The organism is Streptomyces sp. NBC_01454, from assembly GCF_036227565.1.
Taxonomy (GTDB): domain Bacteria; phylum Actinomycetota; class Actinomycetes; order Streptomycetales; family Streptomycetaceae; genus Streptomyces.
In genome coordinates, this window is record NZ_CP109460.1 from 1,735,286 (window position 1) to 1,755,478 (window position 20,193).

19 protein-coding genes and 1 pseudogene are annotated in these 20,193 nt (G+C 73.2%); 17 read left to right on the plus strand and 3 right to left on the minus strand.

Going from position 1 to position 20,193, the window contains the following annotated elements:
• Window positions 1-136: 136 nt before the first annotated feature.
• Window positions 137-1,228, plus strand: a complete 1,092-nt coding sequence (locus OIU81_RS07450; protein WP_329145104.1) for a PP2C family protein-serine/threonine phosphatase — start codon at window positions 137-139, stop codon at window positions 1,226-1,228.
• A 47-nt stretch (window positions 1,229-1,275) separates the two neighbouring features.
• Here OIU81_RS07450 and OIU81_RS07455 read toward each other — a convergent pair whose 3' ends face one another.
• Window positions 1,276-2,379 (minus strand): YihY/virulence factor BrkB family protein, encoded by a 1,104-nt coding sequence (locus OIU81_RS07455; RefSeq protein WP_329145106.1) that lies wholly within the window; start codon window positions 2,377-2,379, stop codon window positions 1,276-1,278.
• A gap of 18 nt (window positions 2,380-2,397) precedes the next feature.
• On the opposite strand from OIU81_RS07455, the gene OIU81_RS07460 reads away from it, so the two are divergent.
• A complete protein-coding gene (locus OIU81_RS07460) occupies window positions 2,398-4,041 on the plus strand; it encodes an acyl-CoA dehydrogenase family protein (protein ID WP_329145108.1) in 1,644 nt (547 codons plus the stop codon).
• 69 nt (window positions 4,042-4,110) lie between these two features.
• Here OIU81_RS07460 and OIU81_RS07465 read toward each other — a convergent pair whose 3' ends face one another.
• Entirely contained in the window at window positions 4,111-4,536 is a 426-nt protein-coding gene (locus OIU81_RS07465) for a hypothetical protein (protein ID WP_329145110.1), read from the minus strand.
• Between the two features lie 268 nt (window positions 4,537-4,804).
• Between OIU81_RS07465 and OIU81_RS07470 the strand changes: the two genes are divergently transcribed.
• The 15 genes and pseudogenes from OIU81_RS07470 (at window position 4,805) to OIU81_RS07535 (ending at window position 18,465) form a co-directional block, all read left to right on the plus strand.
• Window positions 4,805-6,094: a helix-turn-helix domain-containing protein gene (locus tag OIU81_RS07470; RefSeq protein WP_329145112.1), complete on the plus strand. Its 1,290-nt coding sequence runs from the start codon at window positions 4,805-4,807 to the stop codon at window positions 6,092-6,094.
• A gap of 235 nt (window positions 6,095-6,329) precedes the next feature.
• Window positions 6,330-7,002: pseudogene (locus OIU81_RS07475) on the plus strand (LLM class flavin-dependent oxidoreductase).
• Window positions 7,003-7,176: 174 nt separating this feature from the next.
• A complete protein-coding gene (locus OIU81_RS07480; protein ID WP_329145115.1) occupies window positions 7,177-7,845 on the plus strand; it encodes a class F sortase in 669 nt (222 codons plus the stop codon).
• Window positions 7,846-7,977: 132 nt separating this feature from the next.
• A complete protein-coding gene (locus tag OIU81_RS07485; protein ID WP_329145117.1) occupies window positions 7,978-8,577 on the plus strand; it encodes a GNAT family N-acetyltransferase in 600 nt (199 codons plus the stop codon).
• A gap of 92 nt (window positions 8,578-8,669) precedes the next feature.
• Window positions 8,670-8,753: a putative leader peptide gene (locus tag OIU81_RS42285; protein WP_350257049.1), complete on the plus strand. Its 84-nt coding sequence runs from the start codon at window positions 8,670-8,672 to the stop codon at window positions 8,751-8,753.
• 215 nt (window positions 8,754-8,968) lie between these two features.
• Window positions 8,969-10,666 carry a nitrite/sulfite reductase gene (locus tag OIU81_RS07490; RefSeq protein ID WP_329145118.1) on the plus strand — a complete coding sequence of 566 codons (1,698 nt, stop codon included), beginning with the start codon at window positions 8,969-8,971 and terminating at the stop codon, window positions 10,664-10,666.
• Window positions 10,667-10,781: 115 nt separating this feature from the next.
• On the plus strand, window positions 10,782-10,970 hold the full coding sequence (locus OIU81_RS07495) for a hypothetical protein (RefSeq protein ID WP_329145120.1): 189 nt from the start codon (window positions 10,782-10,784) through the stop codon (window positions 10,968-10,970).
• Complete coding sequence (locus tag OIU81_RS07500) at window positions 10,967-11,668, plus strand: phosphoadenylyl-sulfate reductase (protein WP_329145122.1); 702 nt, start codon at window positions 10,967-10,969, stop codon at window positions 11,666-11,668. The genes OIU81_RS07495 and OIU81_RS07500 overlap by 4 nt, the downstream gene beginning before the upstream one ends.
• A gap of 20 nt (window positions 11,669-11,688) precedes the next feature.
• Window positions 11,689-12,222 carry an adenylyl-sulfate kinase gene (gene cysC, locus OIU81_RS07505; protein WP_329145124.1) on the plus strand — a complete coding sequence of 178 codons (534 nt, stop codon included), beginning with the start codon at window positions 11,689-11,691 and terminating at the stop codon, window positions 12,220-12,222.
• Window positions 12,219-13,163 carry a sulfate adenylyltransferase subunit CysD gene (cysD, locus tag OIU81_RS07510; RefSeq protein WP_329145126.1) on the plus strand — a complete coding sequence of 315 codons (945 nt, stop codon included), beginning with the start codon at window positions 12,219-12,221 and terminating at the stop codon, window positions 13,161-13,163. Before cysC ends, cysD begins: the two co-directional genes overlap by 4 nt.
• 2 nt (window positions 13,164-13,165) lie before the next feature.
• Window positions 13,166-14,539, plus strand: coding sequence for a sulfate adenylyltransferase subunit 1 (locus OIU81_RS07515; protein ID WP_329145128.1), 1,374 nt, complete (start codon window positions 13,166-13,168; stop codon window positions 14,537-14,539).
• Window positions 14,540-14,767: 228 nt separating this feature from the next.
• Window positions 14,768-15,877 (plus strand): aliphatic sulfonate ABC transporter substrate-binding protein, encoded by a 1,110-nt coding sequence (locus OIU81_RS07520; protein ID WP_329145130.1) that lies wholly within the window; start codon window positions 14,768-14,770, stop codon window positions 15,875-15,877.
• 34 nt (window positions 15,878-15,911) lie between these two features.
• Window positions 15,912-16,715: an ABC transporter ATP-binding protein gene (locus OIU81_RS07525; RefSeq protein ID WP_329145131.1), complete on the plus strand. Its 804-nt coding sequence runs from the start codon at window positions 15,912-15,914 to the stop codon at window positions 16,713-16,715.
• Window positions 16,702-17,655, plus strand: coding sequence for an ABC transporter permease (locus tag OIU81_RS07530; RefSeq protein ID WP_329145133.1), 954 nt, complete (start codon window positions 16,702-16,704; stop codon window positions 17,653-17,655). The genes OIU81_RS07525 and OIU81_RS07530 overlap by 14 nt, the downstream gene beginning before the upstream one ends.
• A 3-nt stretch (window positions 17,656-17,658) precedes the next feature.
• Window positions 17,659-18,465: a sirohydrochlorin chelatase gene (locus tag OIU81_RS07535; RefSeq protein WP_329145135.1), complete on the plus strand. Its 807-nt coding sequence runs from the start codon at window positions 17,659-17,661 to the stop codon at window positions 18,463-18,465.
• Between the two features lie 22 nt (window positions 18,466-18,487).
• Here the strand turns inward: OIU81_RS07535 and OIU81_RS07540 are convergent, their stop codons facing one another.
• On the minus strand, window positions 18,488-20,158 hold the full coding sequence (locus OIU81_RS07540) for a glycoside hydrolase family 13 protein (RefSeq protein ID WP_329145137.1): 1,671 nt from the start codon (window positions 20,156-20,158) through the stop codon (window positions 18,488-18,490).
• Window positions 20,159-20,193: the final 35 nt, after the last annotated feature.

The window sequence follows — 20,193 nt, forward strand, 5'->3', positions numbered from 1 at the left end:
CTGCGATTCGGTAACAGGGCGCATTCGAGGTATTTCGGTACGGCATATGCTGCATATGCTCAGGCCGGGGGTCGGGGGACGCTTCCGGACAGTGCGAACGGTCGACGGCCGGCGGTCCCCTGCCCGCTCACCTCATATGACACCGTCGGAGAACACCTTGGCCGTGGAGAACGGGGAGCAGTGCACCGGCTCCCGTGTGCTGGCCGCGCTTCCCTACACGGTCATGGCCGTGGTCAGCGCGGTCGACCTCACCGCGGGCCCGGGGGTCGGGTTCCTCCCCCTGGTGTCCCTGGGGCCGGCGTTCGCCGGGCTGGTCGGCGGCTGGCGGCGCACCGCCGTGGTCGGGCTGACGGCGTTCGTGCTCTGCGTCGGTCTGGGCGTCCACAGCGGCCTGTTCGAGAGCCGGCGCGGGCTGACCGCCCTGTTGTCGGTGGCCGGGGTGACCGCGGCCGGCGTGGTCGCCGCGGTGATGCGCCAGCGCCGCGAGGCGGAACTCGCCAGCGTCCGCTCGATCGCCGAGGTCGCCCAGCGGGTCCTGCTGCGGCCGGTGCCGCGCAGCGCGGGGCCGCTGCGGATCGCGGTCTCCTACACCTCGGCGGTGGCCGAGGCCCGGATAGGCGGCGATCTGTACGAGGTGGTGACCTCGCCCGCCGGGGTCCGGATCATCGTCGGCGATGTGCAGGGCAAGGGCCTGGAGGCCGTGGAGAGCGCGGCTGTGGTGCTGGGCGCCTTCCGGGAGGCGGCGCACGACGAACCGGATCTGCCGGCCGTCGGGGAGCGGGTCGAGCGGGCGCTGAACCGTCATCTGGCGGGCGAACGGTTCGTCACCGCGGTGCTCGCCGAGATCGGTGACGGTCCGCAGGCCACGCTGCTGAACTTCGGGCATCCGGCGCCGCTGGTGGTCCGCCCCGCCGGCACGGTCGCCTTCGCCGCCCCGCCCGACCGCGCCCTCCCGCTGGGCCTCACTCTCCCGGGCGCCGGGGCGCCGGCCCCCTACACGGTGCCGTTCGCCCCCGGTGACCAGATGCTCTTCTACACCGACGGGGTCACCGAGGCCCGCGACGCGGCGGGCCGCTTCTACCCCCTCGACGAGCGCGCCGCCCTGCTGAAGGACCCCGATCCGGAAGCCGCTCTGCGCGCGGTGCGCGAGGACCTCGTCGAACACGCCGAGGGCCCGCTGCACGACGACGCGGCCATGCTGCTGGTCCGCCACCGGGAGGAACAGTGATCCGGGTCCTGGTCCGGGGCGGCCGGGGGTAGGGCGCCGCGCCCGGCTCAGCCGTCGCGCCGGCCGCCGCTGCCGTGGCCCTCGTCGGTACCGGGCTCCTCGCCGCCGGCCTCGTCCCGTCCGCCGTCGCGGCGCCGCTCGCCGCCGCCCGCGCCCTTCCCGCGCTCGCCCGCGCCCGGCTTCGCCGCCGCCTTGGCCTCCAGCCGGCGGGCGGCCTCCTCGCGGGCCGCGGCCGTGGCGACCGAGGGCCACACGCGGTCCAGCGAGGCGTTCATCGCGGCGCCGACCAGCACCGCGAAGGCGGACACCCCGATCCACAGGAGTACCGCGACCGGTGCGGCCAACGAGCCGTAGATCGTGGGGCCCTCGACCGTCGAGGTGAGGTAGAGGCGGAGCAGAAAGCTGCCGAGCACCCACATGCCGAGGGCGACCACCGCGCCGGGAATGTCCTCGGGCCAGGGCGAACGGACCGGTACGGACGCGTGGTAAAGCGTGGTCAGAAAGGCGACCGACAGGAGCAGGACGACCGGCCAGTACAGCGCCCGGATGATCTGTTCGCCGGCCGGCAGCCAGCTCACGACGGTGTCGGGGCCGGCGACCATCAGCGGCAGGGCGACGGCGCCGACGACGAGCGCGGCGAGGTACAGCGCGAACGACAGCAGCCGGGTCCGCACGATGCCGCGGCGGCCGTCGAGGCCGTACATGATGGTGATGGTGTCGACAAAGACATTCATCGCCCGGGAGCCGGACCACAGGGCGATGGCGAAGCCGATGGAAATGACGTCCGGGCGGCGGCCGGTGAACACATCGTGCAGCAGCGGCCGGGCAATCTCGTTCACGCCGCGGCTGGAGAGTACGGTGCCGGCGCCGGCGAGGATGTGCCGGCGGACGTCGTTGAGGGTGTCGTTCCCGATCCACGCCTGCGTGTAGCCCAGCACACCGAGCAGGCCGAGGATCAGCGGGGGCAGCGACAGCAGGCTCCAGAACGCGGCTTCGGCGGCCAGTCCCGTGACGCGGTACTTCATGCAGGAGCCAACGGTGTCCTTGAGCAGAAGCCAGGCCAGCCGGCGCTTGGAGACATTGCGGTAGAGGGCACGGGCCTTGGTCAGGCGCCCCGCGGGCCGCTCGGTTGGTTCGTTTGCCGGCTGCACCTCCTTACCGTATCCGGCATGGCAGTCACCACTCACACCGTCACGAACCAGCCCCCGCCGCTGGTCGGATACAACGTCTTCGCGAGCGACCCGGTCCTCACCGAGGGCATCACCCGGCACGTCGCCGCGGCACGGCTCGACGAGGTACGCGAGGAACTGGACACCCTGGGCCGGGCGGCCGGCTCCGTGCAGGCCCGGCAGTGGGGCGAGCAGGCCAACACCCACCCCCCGGTCCTGCACACCCATGACCGCTACGGCCACCGCATCGACGAGGTGGAGTTCCACCCGGCCTGGCACCGGCTGCTCGGCCACGCCGTCACCGCCGGGCTGACCGCCGCCTGGTCGCGGCCCGACGGTCATGTCCGGCGCACCGCCGGATTCCTGGTGTGGACCCAGGCCGAGGCGGGGCACGGCTGTCCGCTGTCGATGACCCATGCGGCGGTGCCCGCGCTGCGTGCCGAGCCGGAGCTGGCGGCCGAGTGGGAGCCACTGCTGACCTCGCAGATCTACGACCGGGAGCTGCGGCCGGTCGCCGAGAAGGGCGGGGCGCTGGCCGGGATGGCCATGACGGAGAAGCAGGGCGGCAGCGACGTGCGGTCCCTCACCACCCGCGCCGAGCCGCTGGACGCACCGGGCGAATACGTCCTGACCGGGCACAAATGGTTCTGTTCGGCGCCGATGTCGGACGCCTTCCTGGTGCTGGCCCGGGCACCGGGAGGGCTCACCTGCTTTCTGCTGCCCCGGGTGCTGCCGGACGGCAGCCGTAACGCGCTGCGCATCCAGCGGCTCAAGGACAAGCTCGGCAACCGCTCGAACGCCTCGGCGGAGGTGGAGTTCGACGGGCGGACCTGGGCCCGCCGGGTCGGCGAGGAGGGCCGCGGGGTGGCGACGATCCTCGAGATGGTCGCGGCCACCCGGCTGGACTGTGTCACCGCGTCGGCGGCGCTGATGCGGCAGGCGGTGGCGCAGGCGACGCACCACACGGCCTACCGGGAGGCGTTCGGCCGCCGGCTGACCGACCAGCCGCTGATGCGCAATGTGCTGGCCGATCTGGCGCTGGAGTCGGAGGCGGCGTCCACCCTCGCGCTGCGGCTGGCGGCGGCGTACGACGGCGGCACCGAGCAGGACCGGCACTTCCTGCGGCTGGCGGTGCCGACCGCGAAATATTGGGTGACCAAGCGCTGCACCCCCCTGGTGGCCGAGGCGCTGGAGTGTCTGGGCGGCAACGGCTACGTGGAGGAGTCGGGGCTGCCGCGGCTGCTGCGCGAGGCACCGGTCAACTCGATCTGGGAGGGCGCCGGCAATGTCCAGGCGCTGGACGTGCTGCGGGCCCTGCGGCGCGAACCCGAGGCGCTGAACGCGTTCCTGACCGAGATCGGGACGACGCGCGGCGCGGACCACCGGCTGGACCGGGCGATCCGGGCGATGCTCACCGAACTCGCCGATCTGGAGGGGATCGAGGCCCGGGCCCGGCGGCTGGTGGAGCGGATGGCGACGGTGCTCCAGGGGTCGCTGCTGGTGCGCCACGCGCCGCCCGAGGTCGCGGACGCCTTCTGCGCCTCCCGGCTCGGCGGCGACGCGGGCGCGGCGTTCGGGACGCTGCCGCACACGCTGGATCTCGCGGCGGTGGTGGCGCGGGCCCGGCCGGAGACCGGCGGCTGACCGCGGCGGTGACCCGCCGCCGCGACGGTCGGGGAGCGGTGCCGCGCCGACTCGGCACCGCTCCCGGTCTCAGGGGCCGTCCGGCGGCCCGTCCGACGGGTCCTGGGTGCGCCCGCGCAGCACCGCGTCCACCGCCACGATGAGGTCGCCGTCCGGCGCCTCCGGCGCGAAGGCGGCCAGCATCCCGCGCGCCTCGTAGTAGCGCAGCACCCGGCAGGACTCGTCCGCGCCGGTCCACTCCGCGCCGCGCAGCAGCACGACGAGGTCGGCGAAGGCCAGCGCGGGGCGCAGCGAGCCGATGCCGTTCGCCTCGTCGAGGAGGTGCGGGGCGCTGTCGAGGACATAGCCGCCGGCGGGCAGCGGCTGACGCTGGTTCAGCAGGTCGGTCGCGGGGAGCCGGGGGACCCCGTAGTGGCCCGCCAGCCGGACGGCGCGCACGACGCGCACCCCTTCGTGCGCACCGATCACCACGAGGCGCGGAGCGGCGGACACCATGGTGAGCCCCTCCCGCACCGTGCCGACATCGTGCGGCGGCCGATGGAGTCCCGGCGACAACCGGCGGGGTCTCCGACGGGTGACCGGCGAGCCCGCGGTGGCGAGGCGCCATCGGCCGCCGACAACAGATTCCCCGGTGGGCATCAGGGGTCACAACGGTTGCAAAGCGTTGCAGTGCGTAGCGGCGGACCGGAACAATGGTGCGCCCAGGACGGCCCGATGACGGCACGCCGGGCGGCGCCCGCAGGAGTGCACGACGGAGAGCAGCGTGAGCGACAGACGGATCGACAGCGCCATCCGGCCGGACCGTGATGTCCGGGCCACCGCGCGCCGCCTCGCCACGGTCCACGAGGCCGCGCTCACGGGCGAGGCGACGGGCGGCGCGCCGCTCGCCGCACCCCGCGCGGTGATCGGCGAATCCTGGCGCCGGGTGCTGGTCTCGGGCGTGGACCCGGACCGGGACCGACCGCAAAACCCGCTGTCCGTCGCGGAGTTGGAGCACCGCCGGCAGGCGTCCCCGTTGACGGCGGTGCTGCCGGTGCTCCACGAGGGGCTGCTGCCGGCCGCCGACGCCGCGCAGCAGATCATGGTCGTCACCGACGCCGAGGGCCGGGTGCTGTGGCGGGAGGGCAGTGCGCCGGTCCGCCGGATGGCCGACCGGCTGGGCTTCGACAAGGGCGCCGACTGGAGCGAGGGCGTCGTCGGCACCAATGCCATCGGCACCGCACTGGTGGCCCGCCGCCCGGTGCTGGTGCACTCCGCGGAGCACTTCGTCCGCAGCCACCAGCAGTGGACATGTGCCGCGGCGCCGCTCCACGATCCGCGCGACGGGCGGCTGCTGGGCACGGTGGACATCAGCGGTCCGGCGCCCTCCTTCCACCCCACGACGCTCTCCCTGGTGTCCGCGGTCGCCCGGCTCGCGGAGGGCGAGCTGCGCACCCGCCACCAGCTGTCCCTGGAGCGGCTGCGGTCGAGCGCGGCGCCGGTGCTGGCCCGGTTCGGCGGGCGGGCGCTGGCCGTCGACCCGAGCGGCTGGGTCGTGGGGGTCACCGGCCTGACACCGCCGGACCGGGTGGCGCTGCCCAAGGAGCCCCAGGCCGGGCCGCTGTGGCTGCCGCGCTACGGCAGGTGCGCGCTGGAGCCGCTGCCCGGCGGCTGGCTGATCCGGGTCGGGGGCCGGGAGCGGGACCTCGCGCCGAGCCGGGTGGTGCTGGACGTCGGCGGGCCGGACGGCCCGGCACTCACGGTCAGCGGCCCGGCCGGCAGCTGGACGCACGAGCTGACGCCGCGCCATGCCGAGCTGCTGTTCGTGCTCGCCGCGCATCCGCGGGGGCGCAGCGCCGCCGAACTCGCCCGGGACCTGTTCGGCGACGCGAGCCGCGCGGTCACGGTGCGGGCCGAACTGTCCCGGCTGCGCCGCCATCTCGGCAGCGTGCTGACGCACCGGCCGTACCGCTTCGCGGACGGGGTGGAGGTGGACCTCCGGCTGCCGGCGGCGCGGGCACATCTGCTCCCGCAGTCGTCGGCGCCCGCGGTGGCGGCGGCGCGCCGGGGGTGAGCGGGCGGGCGGGGAGGAGCCGACGGCGCGGGGCCGGGGTGAGCCGGGCGGCGCGGGGCCGGGACGGAAATTCGGGGGCGGACGTGCGTTCCCCTCTCCTAGGGTGGCTGCACTCATACCGCAGCTCTCCAGAAGGACGTCGCAGAACGGGAGCAGCCCGCGCCACCGCGCGCGGAAGAGGACGAGTGGGCGACACCGAGATCCGTCATGCCCGCACGTCTTTCCGGAGGACCCCATGTCCGTCGGCCTCGGCCTTCCCCTCGGCGACCCCGCACAGCTGCTCAGCTGGGCCCGGCGCGCCGAAGCCAGCCCCTTCACCACGGTCGCCGTGCTCGACCGGCTGGTGTTCCACCACCCCGAACCGCTGATCACGCTGGCGCACCCGCGGCCGGCGGCCGGACGCACAGATGGCGACCCTGCGGCGGCTCTGGTCGGGCGAGCCGCTCTCCGCGGAAGTCGGCCCGGTCGGTCCCGCGCCCGCGCGGCCCGGTGGGCCCGAGGTGCTGTTCGGCGGCTTCGTGCCCGCCGTGCGGGAGCGCGTCGCCCGCTACGGCGACGGCTTCCTCGGCGCCGCCCTGCCGCCCGCGCACATGGACGGCATGTTCCGCGCCGTGGAGGAAGCCTGGTCCTGGGCCGGGCGTACGGGACGGCCGCGGCTGCCGGCCCAGGTCAATGTGGCGCTCGGCGGGCCGCCCGTCATCGACCGTGCCCGCCGGGAACTGCGCGCGTACTACCGGCCGAGCAGCTACACCGACCACGTCGTGGACGGGCTGCTCACCACCGGCGCACAGATCGGCGCGGCGGTGGCCGCGTACCGGGCGATCGGGGCGGACGAAGTGATGCTCTACTGCTGGTCCCCGGACCCGGACCAGGTCGAGCGGCTGGCCGACGCGGTGTGCGGAGCGTAGTGGCCGGTGCGGTGTTCGGGGCCCGTAGCCGGTGCAGCGGCGTGCCGCGGGGCCGGGGCGGTCGAGGTGCCGCCGCCCGCCACCCGTTCGGCCGGCTGCGCTCGCCGCCGGCCCGCGGGCGCGCCTAGCGTGCCGACTGCGGACCGCGGGGCGCGCGGCCGCGGGAGGTGAGCGATGAGCCCGGCAGGCCCGCCCGACGCGGCGCCCGGGGAACCGGCCGCACCGCGCCGGCCCCGGTGGGGCGTGCTGGCCCTGGCCGGGCTGATCGGCCTCGGCATGGTGCGCCAGGGGCTGTCCGGTGAGGCGGACGGGCCGCCGCAGCCGGCGGACGGCAGCGCGCTCTTCCCCGGCGACCTCCCGCCCACCGGCCCGGCGCCGCGGCCGCTGCCCCGTTCCGCGCCCTCCCGGGTGGCGATTCCCTCGCTCGGGGTGTCGGCACCGCTGATGCCGCTGGGTCTGGACGGGCAGGGCTGGATCGAGGCGCCGCCGGCCGGGGAGCCCCGGCTGGCGGGCTGGTACGCGGGCGCCCCGGCCCCGGGGGAGAACGGCACCGCAGTCCTGGTGGGGCATGTCGACAGCGCCGGCGGACCCGCGGTGTTCTACGGGCTGGGCGCCCTGGAGAAGGGCCGGACGATCCGGGTGACCCGCAAGGACGGCCGGACCGCGGTCTTCGAGGTCTACGGGATCCAGGTCTTCGACAAGCGGAAGTTCCCCGCCCGGAAGGTCTACGGCACCACCGGGCGGCCCGAGCTGCGCGTGCTGACCTGCGGCGGCACCTATGCGGCGGGCTCCGGCTACGCGGGCAACGTGGTGGTCTTCGCCCGGATGACGGGGACCGCGTAGGCGGGCGGCAGCCAGGGGCCGGCGGGCGCAGCTCTCATGATGCGGACGCGCTCCCGCCCGCCCGGGCAGGCACTTCCCGTCCCCTCCCCCGGCCCGTGGTCGGGCCCGGTCCCGGTGTGATGTGCTGACCGCATGAGCATCTCGGTCACCACCTGGTACCTCGAGCAGACCTCACGCGCCGATCTGGCCTCCGTGGAGGGGCCGCCGCCCGAGCAGGGCGTCCGGATCGTCCGCTCCGAGGTGCCGTCGCCGGAGTTCAGCCGCTTCCTCTATACGGCGGTCGGCGGGGACATCAGCTGGACGGACCGGCTGAGCTGGCCGTACGCCCGCTGGGCGGAGTACGTCGGGCGCCCGGGCAGGGAGACCTGGGTGGCGTACGAGCGCGGCACCCCCGCCGGGTTCATCGAGCTGGAGGCGGGCCCGGACGGGTCCGTGGAGATCGTCTACTTCGGGCTCGTCCCGGCCTTCCGGGGGCGCCGGATCGGCGGACTGCTCCTCGCGTACGGGATCGAGCGGGCCTGGGACCTCGCCGAGCGGTGGCCGCAAGCGGCCCCGACGAAGCGGGTGTGGCTGCACACCTGCAGCAAGGACGGCCGGCACGCGAAGGCCAACTACCTGCGGCGCGGCTTCCGGGTGTACGACACCACGGTGGCCGACGAACCCGACGTGGCATCCCCCGGCCCGTGGCCCGGCGCGGGCCCGCTCACGGCCGGCGCGACCGCCGGGAAGTGACCGGCAGCACACTGTCTCGCCATGCGGGACAGAGTTGTCCAGATTTTGGATGGCGGTGGACTGGCCGGAGAACGGCGTGACAGGCTTCCGTCATGTCTCGAGCTGGAATTGCCTTGGTGAGTCGGCGGCACGTCGACCTCGGCCGCATGTCCAGCGCCATTTGTCGGGCGGGCTGAGGTCGCATTCACCAGGGCCTTCGGTCCTTGGCAGCACTCAGCACCACCGTATCTCCGACCACCGTCCCCACTGTCGCGGACGCACTGACACCCCCTGTCCCGCAGCCCTCACCGACGCGTCGCCACGCGCCGCTCTTCGGTGTGTCTGCGCTGGCCGGACGGGTGTCCGGCATCCCCGTCCGCCTCCTTGAGCCCGCCCAGAAGGACAGACATCCATGGCCGCCACCCCGGAATCGCCCGCAGCTGCCACGACCCGCCGCAAGGCCGGCCGCCACCGCGGCGAGGGCCAGTGGGCCGTGGGCCACTACACCCCGCTGAACGGCAACGAGCAGTTCAAGAAGGACGACGACGGTCTCAATGTGCGGACACGCATTGAGACGATCTACTCCAAGGCCGGATTCGACTCCATCGACCCCACCGACCTGCGCGGACGGATGCGTTGGTGGGGCCTGTACACCCAGCGCAAGCCCGGGATCGACGGCGGCAAGACCGCGATCCTGGAGCCCGAGGAGCTGGACGACAAGCACTTCATGCTGCGGGTGCGCGTGGACGGCGGACGGCTGAGCGTGGCCCAGCTGCGCGCCATCGGCGAGGTCTCCGAGGAGTACGCCCGCGGCACCGCGGACATCACCGACCGGCAGAACATCCAGCTGCACTGGATCCGCATCGAGGACGTCCCCGCCATCTGGGAGAAGCTGGAGGCCGTGGGCCTGTCCACGACCGAGGCCTGCGGCGACTGCCCGCGCGTGATCATCGGCTCCCCGGTGGCCGGCATCGCGGCGGACGAGATCATCGACGGCACGCCGGCCGTCGAGGAGATCCACGAGCGCTACATCGGCAGCAAGGAATTCTCCAACCTGCCGCGGAAATTCAAGACGGCGATCTCCGGCTCGCCCGTCCAGGACGTGGTCCACGAGATCAACGACGTGGCCTTCGTCGGCGTCGTCCACCCCGAGCACGGCCCCGGCTTCGACCTCTGGGTCGGCGGCGGCCTGTCCACCAACCCGAAGCTGGCCCAGCGCCTGGGCACCTGGGTGCCGCTGGACGAGGTCGCCGACGTGTGGGCCGGCGTCGTCGGCATCTTCCGCGACTACGGCTACCGCCGCCTGCGCAACCGCGCCCGGCTGAAGTTCCTGATGGCCGACTGGGGCCCGGAGAAGTTCCGCCAGGTGCTGGAGGACGAGTACCTCGAGCGCAAGCTGACCGACGGGCCCGCGCCCGAGGAGCCGCTCTCCCGCTGGCGCGACCACATCGGGGTGCACCAGCAGCAGGACGGCCGCTTCTACGTGGGCTTCGCCCCGCGCGTCGGCCGGGTCGACGGCACCACCCTGACCAAGATCGCCGAACTGGCCGCGACCCACGGCTCCGACCGGCTGCGCACCACCGTCGAGCAGAAGATGCTCATCCTCGACGTCGCGCAGGACCAGGTCGACTCCCTGGTCGCCGGGCTGGAGGCGCTGGACTTCCAGGTCACCCCCTCGCCGTTCCGGCGCGGCACGATGGCCTGCACCGGCATCGAGTTCTGCAAGCTCGCCATCGTCGAGACCAAGGGCCGGGGCTCCTGGCTCATCGACGAACTGGAGCGCCGGATGCCGGACTTCCAGGAGCCGGTCACCATCAACCTCAACGGCTGCCCCAACGCCTGCGCCCGTATCCAGGTCGCCGACATCGGCCTCAAGGGCCAGCTGGTCCTGGACGACGAGGGCAACCAGGTCGAGGGCTACCAGGTGCACCTGGGCGGCGCGCTGGGCCTGGAGCCCGGCTTCGGCCGCAAGGTCCGCGGGCTGAAGGTCACCGCCGACGAACTCCCCGACTACGTCGAGCGGGTGCTGCGCGCCTTCGAGGCGCAGCGCACCGACGGCGAGCGGTTCGCCCAGTGGGCGGCCCGTGCGGAAGAAGGAGCGCTGAAGTGAGCGAGCCTCGGCGCGCGGCGCCGGCTGGAGTGAGGAGCCGCGCAGTGACGAAGGAACGAGCAGTGACGAGGGAAGCCGGCGCACCCGAGCGCGCCGTGGCTGAGCGGGAGGCCCAGTGAGCGAGCGTGCCGCGCCCTTCTACTGCCCCTACTGCGGCGACGAGGACCTGCAGCCCTCCGAGGAGGGCCATGGCGCCTGGGAATGCCGTTCGTGCAGCCGGGCGTTCCGGCTGTCGTTCCTGGGTCTGCTGGCCCAGGGGCCGACCGGCACATCCGCTGCCGCACCCCACGGAGGTGAGTCGTGACCACCGCCACCACCGCAGCCGATCTTCAGCAGCTCGCCGAGCGGGCGGGCCGCGAACTGGAGGACGCCCCGGCCCTGGAGATCCTTCAATGGGCCGCCGCCACCTTCGGCGCGCGCTTTTGTGTGACCTCCTCCATGGAGGACGCGGTCGTCGCGCATCTGGCCGCACGGGCCCGGCCAGGCGTCGATGTGGTCTTCCTGGACACCGGCTACCACTTCCCCGAGACGATCGGGACCCGGGACGCGGTCGCCGAGGTGATGGACGTCAACGTCCGCACCCTGACGCCGCGGCAGACCGTGGCCGAGCAGGACGCCGAGTACGGGCCGAAGCTGCACGACCGCAACCCCGACCTGTGCTGCGCACTGCGCAAGGTCCAGCCCCTCGAAGAGGGTCTGGCCGGCTACGACGCCTGGGCGACGGGGCTGCGCCGGGACGAGTCGCCGACCCGGGCGAACACCCCCGTCGTCGGCTGGGACCCCAAGCGGCAGAAGGTCAAGATCTCACCGATCGCCCGCTGGACGCAGGCCGATGTGGACGCCTATGTGTCCGAGCACGGGGTGCTCACCAATCCGCTGCTGATGGACGGCTACGCCTCCGTCGGCTGTGCGCCCTGCACCCGGCAGGTGCTGCAGGGCGAGGACGCCAGAGCCGGCCGCTGGGCCGGCAGCAACAAGACCGAGTGCGGGCTGCACGGATGACGGACCATCAGGAGATATCCATGACGGGCGCCACGATCTGGCTGACCGGGCTGCCGAGCGCGGGCAAGACGACCCTCGCGCACGAGCTGGCCGGCCGGCTGCGCGGCGAGGGCCACCGTGTCGAGGTGCTCGACGGCGACGAGATCCGCGAGTTCCTCTCCGCGGGCCTCGGCTTCAGCCGCGAGGACCGGCACACCAACGTCCAGCGCATCGGCTTCGTCGCCGAGCTGCTGGCCAGCAACGGCGTCAAGGCGCTGGTGCCGGTGATCGCGCCGTACGCGGACAGCCGGGAGGCGGTGCGAAAGCGCCACCAGGCCGAGGGCACCGCCTACCTGGAGGTGCATGTGGCCACCCCCGTCGACGTCTGCTCCGAGCGGGATGTGAAGGGCCTGTACGCCAAACAGGCGGCCGGCGAGATCTCCGGGCTGACCGGCGTGGACGACCCGTACGAGGCTCCCGAGTCGCCCGATCTGCGCATCGAGTCGCACACCCAGACCGTGCAGGAGTCCGCGGCGGCGCTGCACGCGCTGCTCACCGAAAGGGGCGTCGCATGACGACCGTCACTGCCGTGACCGAGAGCGCCGGGGACGCCGACAACCCGTACGCACTCTCCCACCTGGACGCCCTGGAGTCCGAGGCGGTGCACATCTTCCGCGAGGTGGCGGGCGAGTTCGAGCGGCCGGTGATCCTGTTCTCCGGCGGCAAGGACTCCATCCTCATGCTGCACCTCGCGCTGAAGGCGTTCGCGCCGGCCGCGGTGCCGTTCTCGCTGCTGCACGTCGACACCGGGCACAACTTCCCCGAGGTCCTCGACTACCGCGACCGCACGGTCGAGCGGCACGGTCTGCGGTTGCACGTCGCCTCCGTGCAGGACTTCATCGACCGCGGTGAGCTGCGCGAGCGCCCGGACGGCACCCGTAACCCGCTGCAGACGGTCCCGCTGCTGGACGCCATCGACAAGGGCCGCTTCGACGCGGTCTTCGGCGGCGGCCGCCGGGACGAGGAGAAGGCCCGCGCCAAGGAGCGGGTGTTCTCGCTGCGCGACGAGTTCGGCGGCTGGGACCCGCGCCGGCAGCGCCCCGAGCTGTGGCAGCTCTACAACGGCAAGCACTCCCCCGGCGAGCATGTGCGGGTCTTCCCGCTCTCCAACTGGACCGAGCTGGACGTGTGGCAGTACATCGCCCGCGAGAAGATCGAACTGCCCGCCATCTACTACGCCCACGAGCGCGAGGTCTTCGGGCGCGGCGGCATGTGGCTGGCGCCCGGTGAGTGGGGCGGCCCGAAGGACGGCGAGAGCCTTCAGACGCGGCGGGTGCGCTACCGCACCGTCGGCGACATGTCCTGCACCGGTGCCGTCGACTCCGACGCGGACACCATCGGGGCGGTCATCGCGGAGATCGCCGCGTCCCGGCTCACCGAGCGGGGCGCGACCAGGGCCGACGACAAGCTGTCCGAGGCCGCCATGGAGGACCGCAAGCGCGAGGGGTACTTCTAACCATGAGCACGACCACGAACCCGGGCGCGATCGACGCCGTCGACGCGGGTGCCGCCTCGCTGCTGCGGTTCGCCACCGCCGGATCCGTCGACGACGGCAAGTCCACGCTGGTGGGACGGCTGCTGCACGACTCCAAGTCGGTGCTCGCCGACCAGCTGGAGGCCGTCGAACGCGCCTCCCTGGGCCGCGGGCAGGACACGCCCGACCTGGCGCTGCTGACCGACGGACTGCGCGCCGAGCGCGAGCAGGGCATCACCATCGATGTCGCCTACCGCTACTTCGCCACCCCGCGGCGCCGGTTCATCCTGGCGGACACCCCCGGGCATGTGCAGTACACCCGCAACATGGTCACCGGCGCCTCCACCGCCGAACTGGCCGTGGTGCTGGTCGACGCCCGCAACGGCGTGGTCGAGCAGACCCGCCGGCACGCCGCGGTCGCCGCCCTGCTGCGGGTCCCGCACGTGGTGCTGGCGGTCAACAAGATGGACCTGGTCGACTACGCCGAGCCCGTCTTCGCCGCCATCGCCGAGGAGTTCACGACCTACGCGGCCTCGCTGGGTGTCCCGGAGATCACCGCGATCCCGATCTCGGCGCTGGCCGGCGACAACGTCGTGGCGCCGTCCGCCCACATGGACTGGTACGGCGGCCCGACGGTGCTGGAGCACCTGGAGACGGTGTCCGTCGTCGCCGACCCCTCGGATGACCCGGGCCGCTTCCCGGTGCAGTACGTCATCCGTCCGCAGACCGCCGAGCACCCCGACTACCGCGGCTACGCGGGCCAGATCGCCTCCGGTGTGCTGCGCGTCGGCGACGCCGTCACCGTGCTCCCCTCGGGCCGCACGAGCACCATCGAGGCGATCGACGCGCTCGGCCGGAGCGTGGACGCGGCCTGGGCGCCGCAGTCGGTCACCGTCCGGCTCGCCGATGACCTGGACATCTCGCGCGGTGACCTGATCGCCCCGACGGCCACCGCGCCGGCCGTCTCGCAGGACATCGAAGCGACCATCTGCCATGTGGCGGACCGGCCGCTGAAGGTCGGCGACCGGGTGCTGCTCAAGCACGCCACCCGCACGGTCAAGGCGATCGTCAAGGACATCCCGTCCCGGCTGACGCTGGACGACCTCTCCCCGCACCCGGAGCCCGGTGAGCTGGTGGCCAACGACATCGGCCGGATCCTCGTGCGCACCGCCGAGCCGCTTCCCCTGGACGCCTACGCCGACTCCCGCCGCACCGGCTCGTTCCTGCTGATCGACCCGGCGGACGGCACGACGCTGACCGCGGGGATGGCCGGCCACGCCTTCACGCAGGCGGCGGCCGGGGCCGTGCGGGCCGACGACGGCGCTGACGGCGCCGGCGATGAGGGATGGGACTTCTGAGCATGCTCCAGGACGTGTTCTCGACCTTCGCGAAGGAGGGCGGCCGCATCGGCAGCGGCGCCCTGGGCAGCGGGCAGGGCGGAGTCGGCCGATGTGTGCGCTGACGTACCGCTCCGCTCCCGCCGTCCCCTTCTCCCTCTTCCCCCTCCCCTTCCCCCGAAGATCCTTCGCTCTGCCGGGCGTGCCGTAGGGGCACACCGACCCGGCCCTCCGAGAGGAACACCTTCCGTGTCTGCCATTCGACACCGCCTGCTGGCGGCCGCTGTCACCGTCCCGCTGCTGGTCGGGGCGCTGGGCGCCTGCAGCTACGGCTCCGAGGCCAAGAAGGACACAGCGGCCGGCGTCGCCCCCAAGGGACCCAGGACCGACGGGCTCGATCACGTGACGATCGGGTTCTTCGGCAACACCACGCACGCCACCCCCCTGATCGGCCTCCAGAGCGGCCGGTTCCAGAAGGAACTGGGCGGCACGGAGGTGAAGTCCTCGGTCTTCAACGCGGGCCCCGCCGAGATCGAGGCGCTCAACTCCGGCGCCATCGACATCGGCTGGATCGGCCCCTCCCCCGCGATCAACGGCTACGCCAAGTCGCACGGCAAGAGCCTGAAGATCATCTCGGGCTCGGCCTCCGGCGGGGTGTCGCTGGTGGTCAACCCCAAGAAGATCAAGAGCCTGAACGATCTCAAGGGCAAGACGATCGCGACCCCGCAGCTGGGCAACACCCAGGACGTCGCGCTGCTGAACTACCTGAGCGGCAAGGGCTACAAGGTCGACCCCACCACCGGCAAGGGCGATGTCACCGTCCAGCGCACCGACAACAAGGTCACGCCGACCGCCTTCCAGCAGGGCTCCATCGACGGCGCCTGGGTGCCCGAGCCCACCGCCGCCAAGCTCGTCGCCGAGGGCGGCAAGACGCTCCTGGACGAGAAGAAGCTGTGGAAGGACGGCAAGTTCGTCATCACGAACATGATCGTCTCGCAGAAGTTCCTGAAGCAGCACCCGAAGGCCGTCGAGGCGGTGCTGCGTGCCTCGGTCAAGACCAACGACTGGATCCGCTCGCACCCCGCCCAGGCGAAGAAGGACCTGAACGACAAGCTCGCCTCCCCGGACATCGCCGGCAAGGCGCTGCCCGGCAACGTCATCGACCCGGCGTTCCGAAACGTCCAGATCACCGACGACCCGCTGGCCGCCACCCTCCAGCAGGAGGCCGACCACGCGGTCAAGGCGGGCCTGCTGAAGAAGCCCGACCTCAAGGGCATCTACGACCTGACGCTGCTGAACAAGGTGCTCACATCCCAGGGCAAGAAGCCGGTCGACGATGCCGGACTCGGCAGCAAGTAGCCCGCAGCACCGCACTCCCCAGGAGGTGACACCGATGACGACCACCACGCTCACCCAGCAGCCCGCCACGGCGGACACAGGCACCACCGTTCCGTACGCGGCCCGCATCGACCATGTCTCGAAGTCGTTCGGCCGCAGCGGCGCCCAGCAGCATGTCCTGGACGACATCACCCTCGATGTGGCGCCCGGCGAATTCGTCTGCCTCCTGGGGGCCTCGGGTTGCGGGAAGTCCACCCTGCTCAACCTCGTGGCCGGTCTCGACGCGCCGTCCGCCGGCGCCATCGAGACGCCCGGCGGCCGGCCGGCCCTGATGTTCCAGGAACACGCGCTGTTCCCGTGGCTGACCGCGGGCCGCAACATCGAACTGGCGCTGCGGCTGCGCGGGGTGCCGCGCGCGGAGCGCCGGGACAAGGCCGAGCGGCTGCTGGAACTGGTCCGGCTCAAGGGCGCCCACGGCAAGCGGGTGCACGAGCTGTCGGGCGGGATGCGCCAGCGCGTCGCGATGGCCCGGGCGCTCGCCCAGGACAGCCAGCTGCTGCTGATGGACGAGCCGTTCGCCGCGCTGGACGCGATCACCCGCGACGTCCTGCACGACGAACTGACCCGCATCTGGCGCGAGACCCACCTCTCGGTCCTCTTCGTCACCCACAACGTCCGCGAGGCCGTCCGGCTCGCCGAGCGGGTGGTGCTGCTGTCCTCCCGGCCCGGTCGGATCGCCCGCGAGTGGCAGGTCGACATCCCGCAGCCGCGCCGCATCGAGGACGCCGCGGTCGCCGACCTGTCCGTCGAGATCACCGAACAGCTCCGGGGGGAGATCCGCCGCCATGGCCAGCACTGAGACCGAGGACCCCGCCACCACCCCGGACGGCGGGGGCACCGCGGCCGCCACCACCGCCGCCGCCCCCGCGGGCGGCGACACCACCGGTGACCTCGCCGGTCTGGAGGCCGGGCTCGACGCCCTCGAATCGCGGGTCGTCGACCGGCAGCCGTGGCTGCGGGCCGCCGCCGCGAAGGCGCTGCCGCCCGTCGTCGCCGTCGTCATCGTGCTCGGCCTGTGGCAGCTCGCCTACCACTTCGAGCTGAAGCCGCACTATCTGCTGCCCAGCCCCGTGGACGTGTTCGGCTCGCTCCGGCAGAAGTGGCTGGAGGGCACGCTGCTGAGCTTCGTGTGGACCAGCGTCTCGCGCGGCGCCCTCGGCTTCGTGGCCTCGGTCGCCATCGGTACGGTGCTCGGGCTGATCGTCGCCCAGGTCAAGGTCGTTCGGGCGGCCATCGGGCCGATCCTGAGCGGTCTGCAGTCGCTGCCCTCGGTGGCCTGGGTCCCGGCCGCGATCATCTGGTTCGGGCTGAGCGACGCCACGATCTACGCGGTGGTGCTGCTCGGCGCGGTCCCGTCCATCGCCAACGGCCTGGTGGCGGGCGTCGACCAGATCTCCCCGCTCTCCCTGCGGGCCGGCCGCACCATCGGCGCGACCGGGCTCGCCGGGGTACGGCATGTGCTGCTGCCGGCCGCACTGCCCGGCTACATCGCCGGACTCAAACAGGGCTGGGCGTTCTCCTGGCGCTCCCTGATGGCCGCCGAACTCATCGTCAACGCGCCGGATCTGGGCACCGGCCTGGGCCAGCTGCTGGAACAGGGCCGTGAGCTCCAGGACATGTCCTGGGTGCTCGCCGCGATCCTGCTGATCCTGATCGTCGGCATCGGTATCGAGCTGCTGATCTTCGCCCCGATCGAGCGCCGGGTGCTGCGCAGCCGCGGCCTGCTGGTCAAGGGCTGACCCATGGACCCGCGCCCCACGCTCGTCGTCATCGCCCACGGCAGCCGCGACCCGCGGCACCCGGCGACCGTCTCCGCGCTCTGCGCGCGGGTGCGGGCGCTGCGGCCGGGGCTGCGCGTGGAGGTCGGCTATCTCGACTTCTGTGCGCCCCGGGTGCCGCGGCTGCTGGAGCGGCTGTCGGCCGAGGCCGCGGCGTGGGAGCGGGCCGGCGGGCGAGGACAGGGCGTGCGGGAGGTGGTGGCGCTGCCGCTGCTGCTCACCCGGGCCTTCCATGCGAAGTCCGACATCCCGGCGGTGCTGCGGGAGGCGGAAGCGCGGCTGCCCCTGCTGAGCCTCCGCCAGGCGGCAGTGCTCGGCCCCTCCGCCCTGCTGACGGCCGCGCTGGAGCGCCGGCTGGCCCAGGCCGGGGTGCGGCCCGGCGACCCCCGCCCGACCGGGGTCGTCCTGGCCTCGGCGGGCTCCTCCGACCCGGAGGCGGGCGCAGTGCTCGCTGAAACCGCGCGGGAGTGGCGGCGCACCGCCGGATGGTGTGCCGTGCGACCTGCGTTCGCCTCCGCATCCCTTCCCCGCACGGCCGATGCCGTGCGGGAGCTGCGCGCCGAGGGCATCGAGCGGGTGGCCGTCGCCCCGTACGTCATCGCCCCCGGCTTCCTGCCGGACCGGATCGCCGCCGGGGCCCGTGAGGCCGGTGCCGATGCGCTGGCGCCGGTCCTGGGGGCCGCGCCCGAGCTGGCCCGGCTGCTGCTGCGGCGTTACGACGACGCGGTCGTGGAGCGGGCCCGCGGGGACCGGACGGCGCTGATCGCCTGACCGGTCCCGCACGGTGTGCCGGTCAGCCGGCCGCGGTGCGCAGCCAGACCGTGGTCCACGGCGGCAGCTGACCGCCGGTGACCGGTGCGGAGGACAGCAGCAGTTCGCCGGCCGGCAGCGGCCGGGGCTCGTCCGACAGGTTGGCCACACACTCCCAGCCGCCCGAGCGGCGGAAGTGGAGTATCCCCGGGTCGGCGGCCGCCGCGTCGTCGGCCCACTCCAGCGCCTCATCGGCGATCAGCCGGCGGCGGGTGGCCAGCGCCGCGCGGTACAGCTCCAGGGGCGAGGAGGCCACGCCCTGCTGGGCCTCGACGGACAACTCGCCCCAGCCCGTGGGCTGCGGCAGCCATGCGCCGCCGCTGCCGAACCCGTACGAGCTGCCCTCGCGCCGCCACGGCAGCGGCACCCGGCAGCCGTCACGCCCCTTCAGCCGGCCCGCGCTGCGGACCGACACCGGGTCCTGGAGGCTCTCGCGGGCCAGGTCGGCGACCTCGGGCAGCCCCAGTTCCTCGCCCTGGTAGACGTAGCTCGAACCGGGCAGCGCCAGCATCAGCAGGGTCGCGGCCAGCGCCCGGCGCAGCCCGAAGTCCCGGTCCAGCGACGGCTCCTGGCCGTCGGAGAGCAGCCAGGCTTCTTCGTCGCGGCCGTCCGGAAGGCCGTAGCGCGAGGCGTGCCGGATCACGTCGTGGTTGGAGAGCACCCAGGTGGCCGTGGCGCCGGCGGCCCGGGCGTCGGCGAGCGCGAGGTCGATGGAGGCCCGCAGCTCCGGCGCGTCCAGCTTCGCCTTGAGGAAGTCGAAGTTGAAGGCCTGGCCCAGCTCCTGGGGGGTCGCGTAGGCGGTGCGGCGGGAGTTGCGCACCCAGGCCTCGGCGACGGCGATGCGGGGCGGGTCGTACTCGTTGAAGACCTTGCGCCACTCGCGGAAGATGTCATGCACCTCGTCCCGGTCCCAGAAGGGGTGGCTGCCGTCCTCGGGCAGGTCCTGTGGCCGGTAGCTCTCCACGCCTCCGATGTTGCGCAGCGGCGCGGCCAGATCCTTTGCCAGGCCGTGGGCCACATCGACCCGGAAGCCGTCGACGCCGCGGTCGGACCAGAAGCGCAGGGTCTGCCGGAAGTCGGCGCGGACCTCGGGGTTGTCCCAGTTGAAGTCGGGCTGTTCGGGGGCGAAGAGGTGGAGGTACCACCAGCCGTCGGGCAGCCGGGTCCAGGCCGGGCCGCCGAAGCAGGAGACCCAGTCGGTGGGCGGCTCCTCGCCCCGCTCGCCCCGGCCCTCGCGGAAGACGTAACGCTCCCGGGCGGCGGACCCGGGGGCGGCGCGCAACGCCTCCTGGAACCAGACGTGCTGGTCGGAGGAGTGGTTGGGCACGATGTCGACCATCACCTTGATGCCGAGGCGGTGGGCCTCGGCGACCATGGCGTCGAAGTCGTCGAGGGTGCCCAGCCGGGGGTCGACGTCGCGGTAGTCGGCGACGTCATAGCCGCCGTCGGCCAGCTGTGAGGGGTAGAAGGGGCTCAGCCAGACGGCGTCCACGCCCAGGTCGGCGAGGTAGGGCAGCCGGGAGGTCACGCCGGGGAGGTCACCGAGACCGTCGCCGTCGAAGTCGGCGAAGCTGCGCGGATACACCTGGTAGACGACGGCCTGCCGCCACCAGTCGGTGGTGTTGCTGTCGGAGCCGAGGTGCTGTGCGGTCACGTGGATACCCTTCGGTGCGGTGGCGGTGGCGGTTG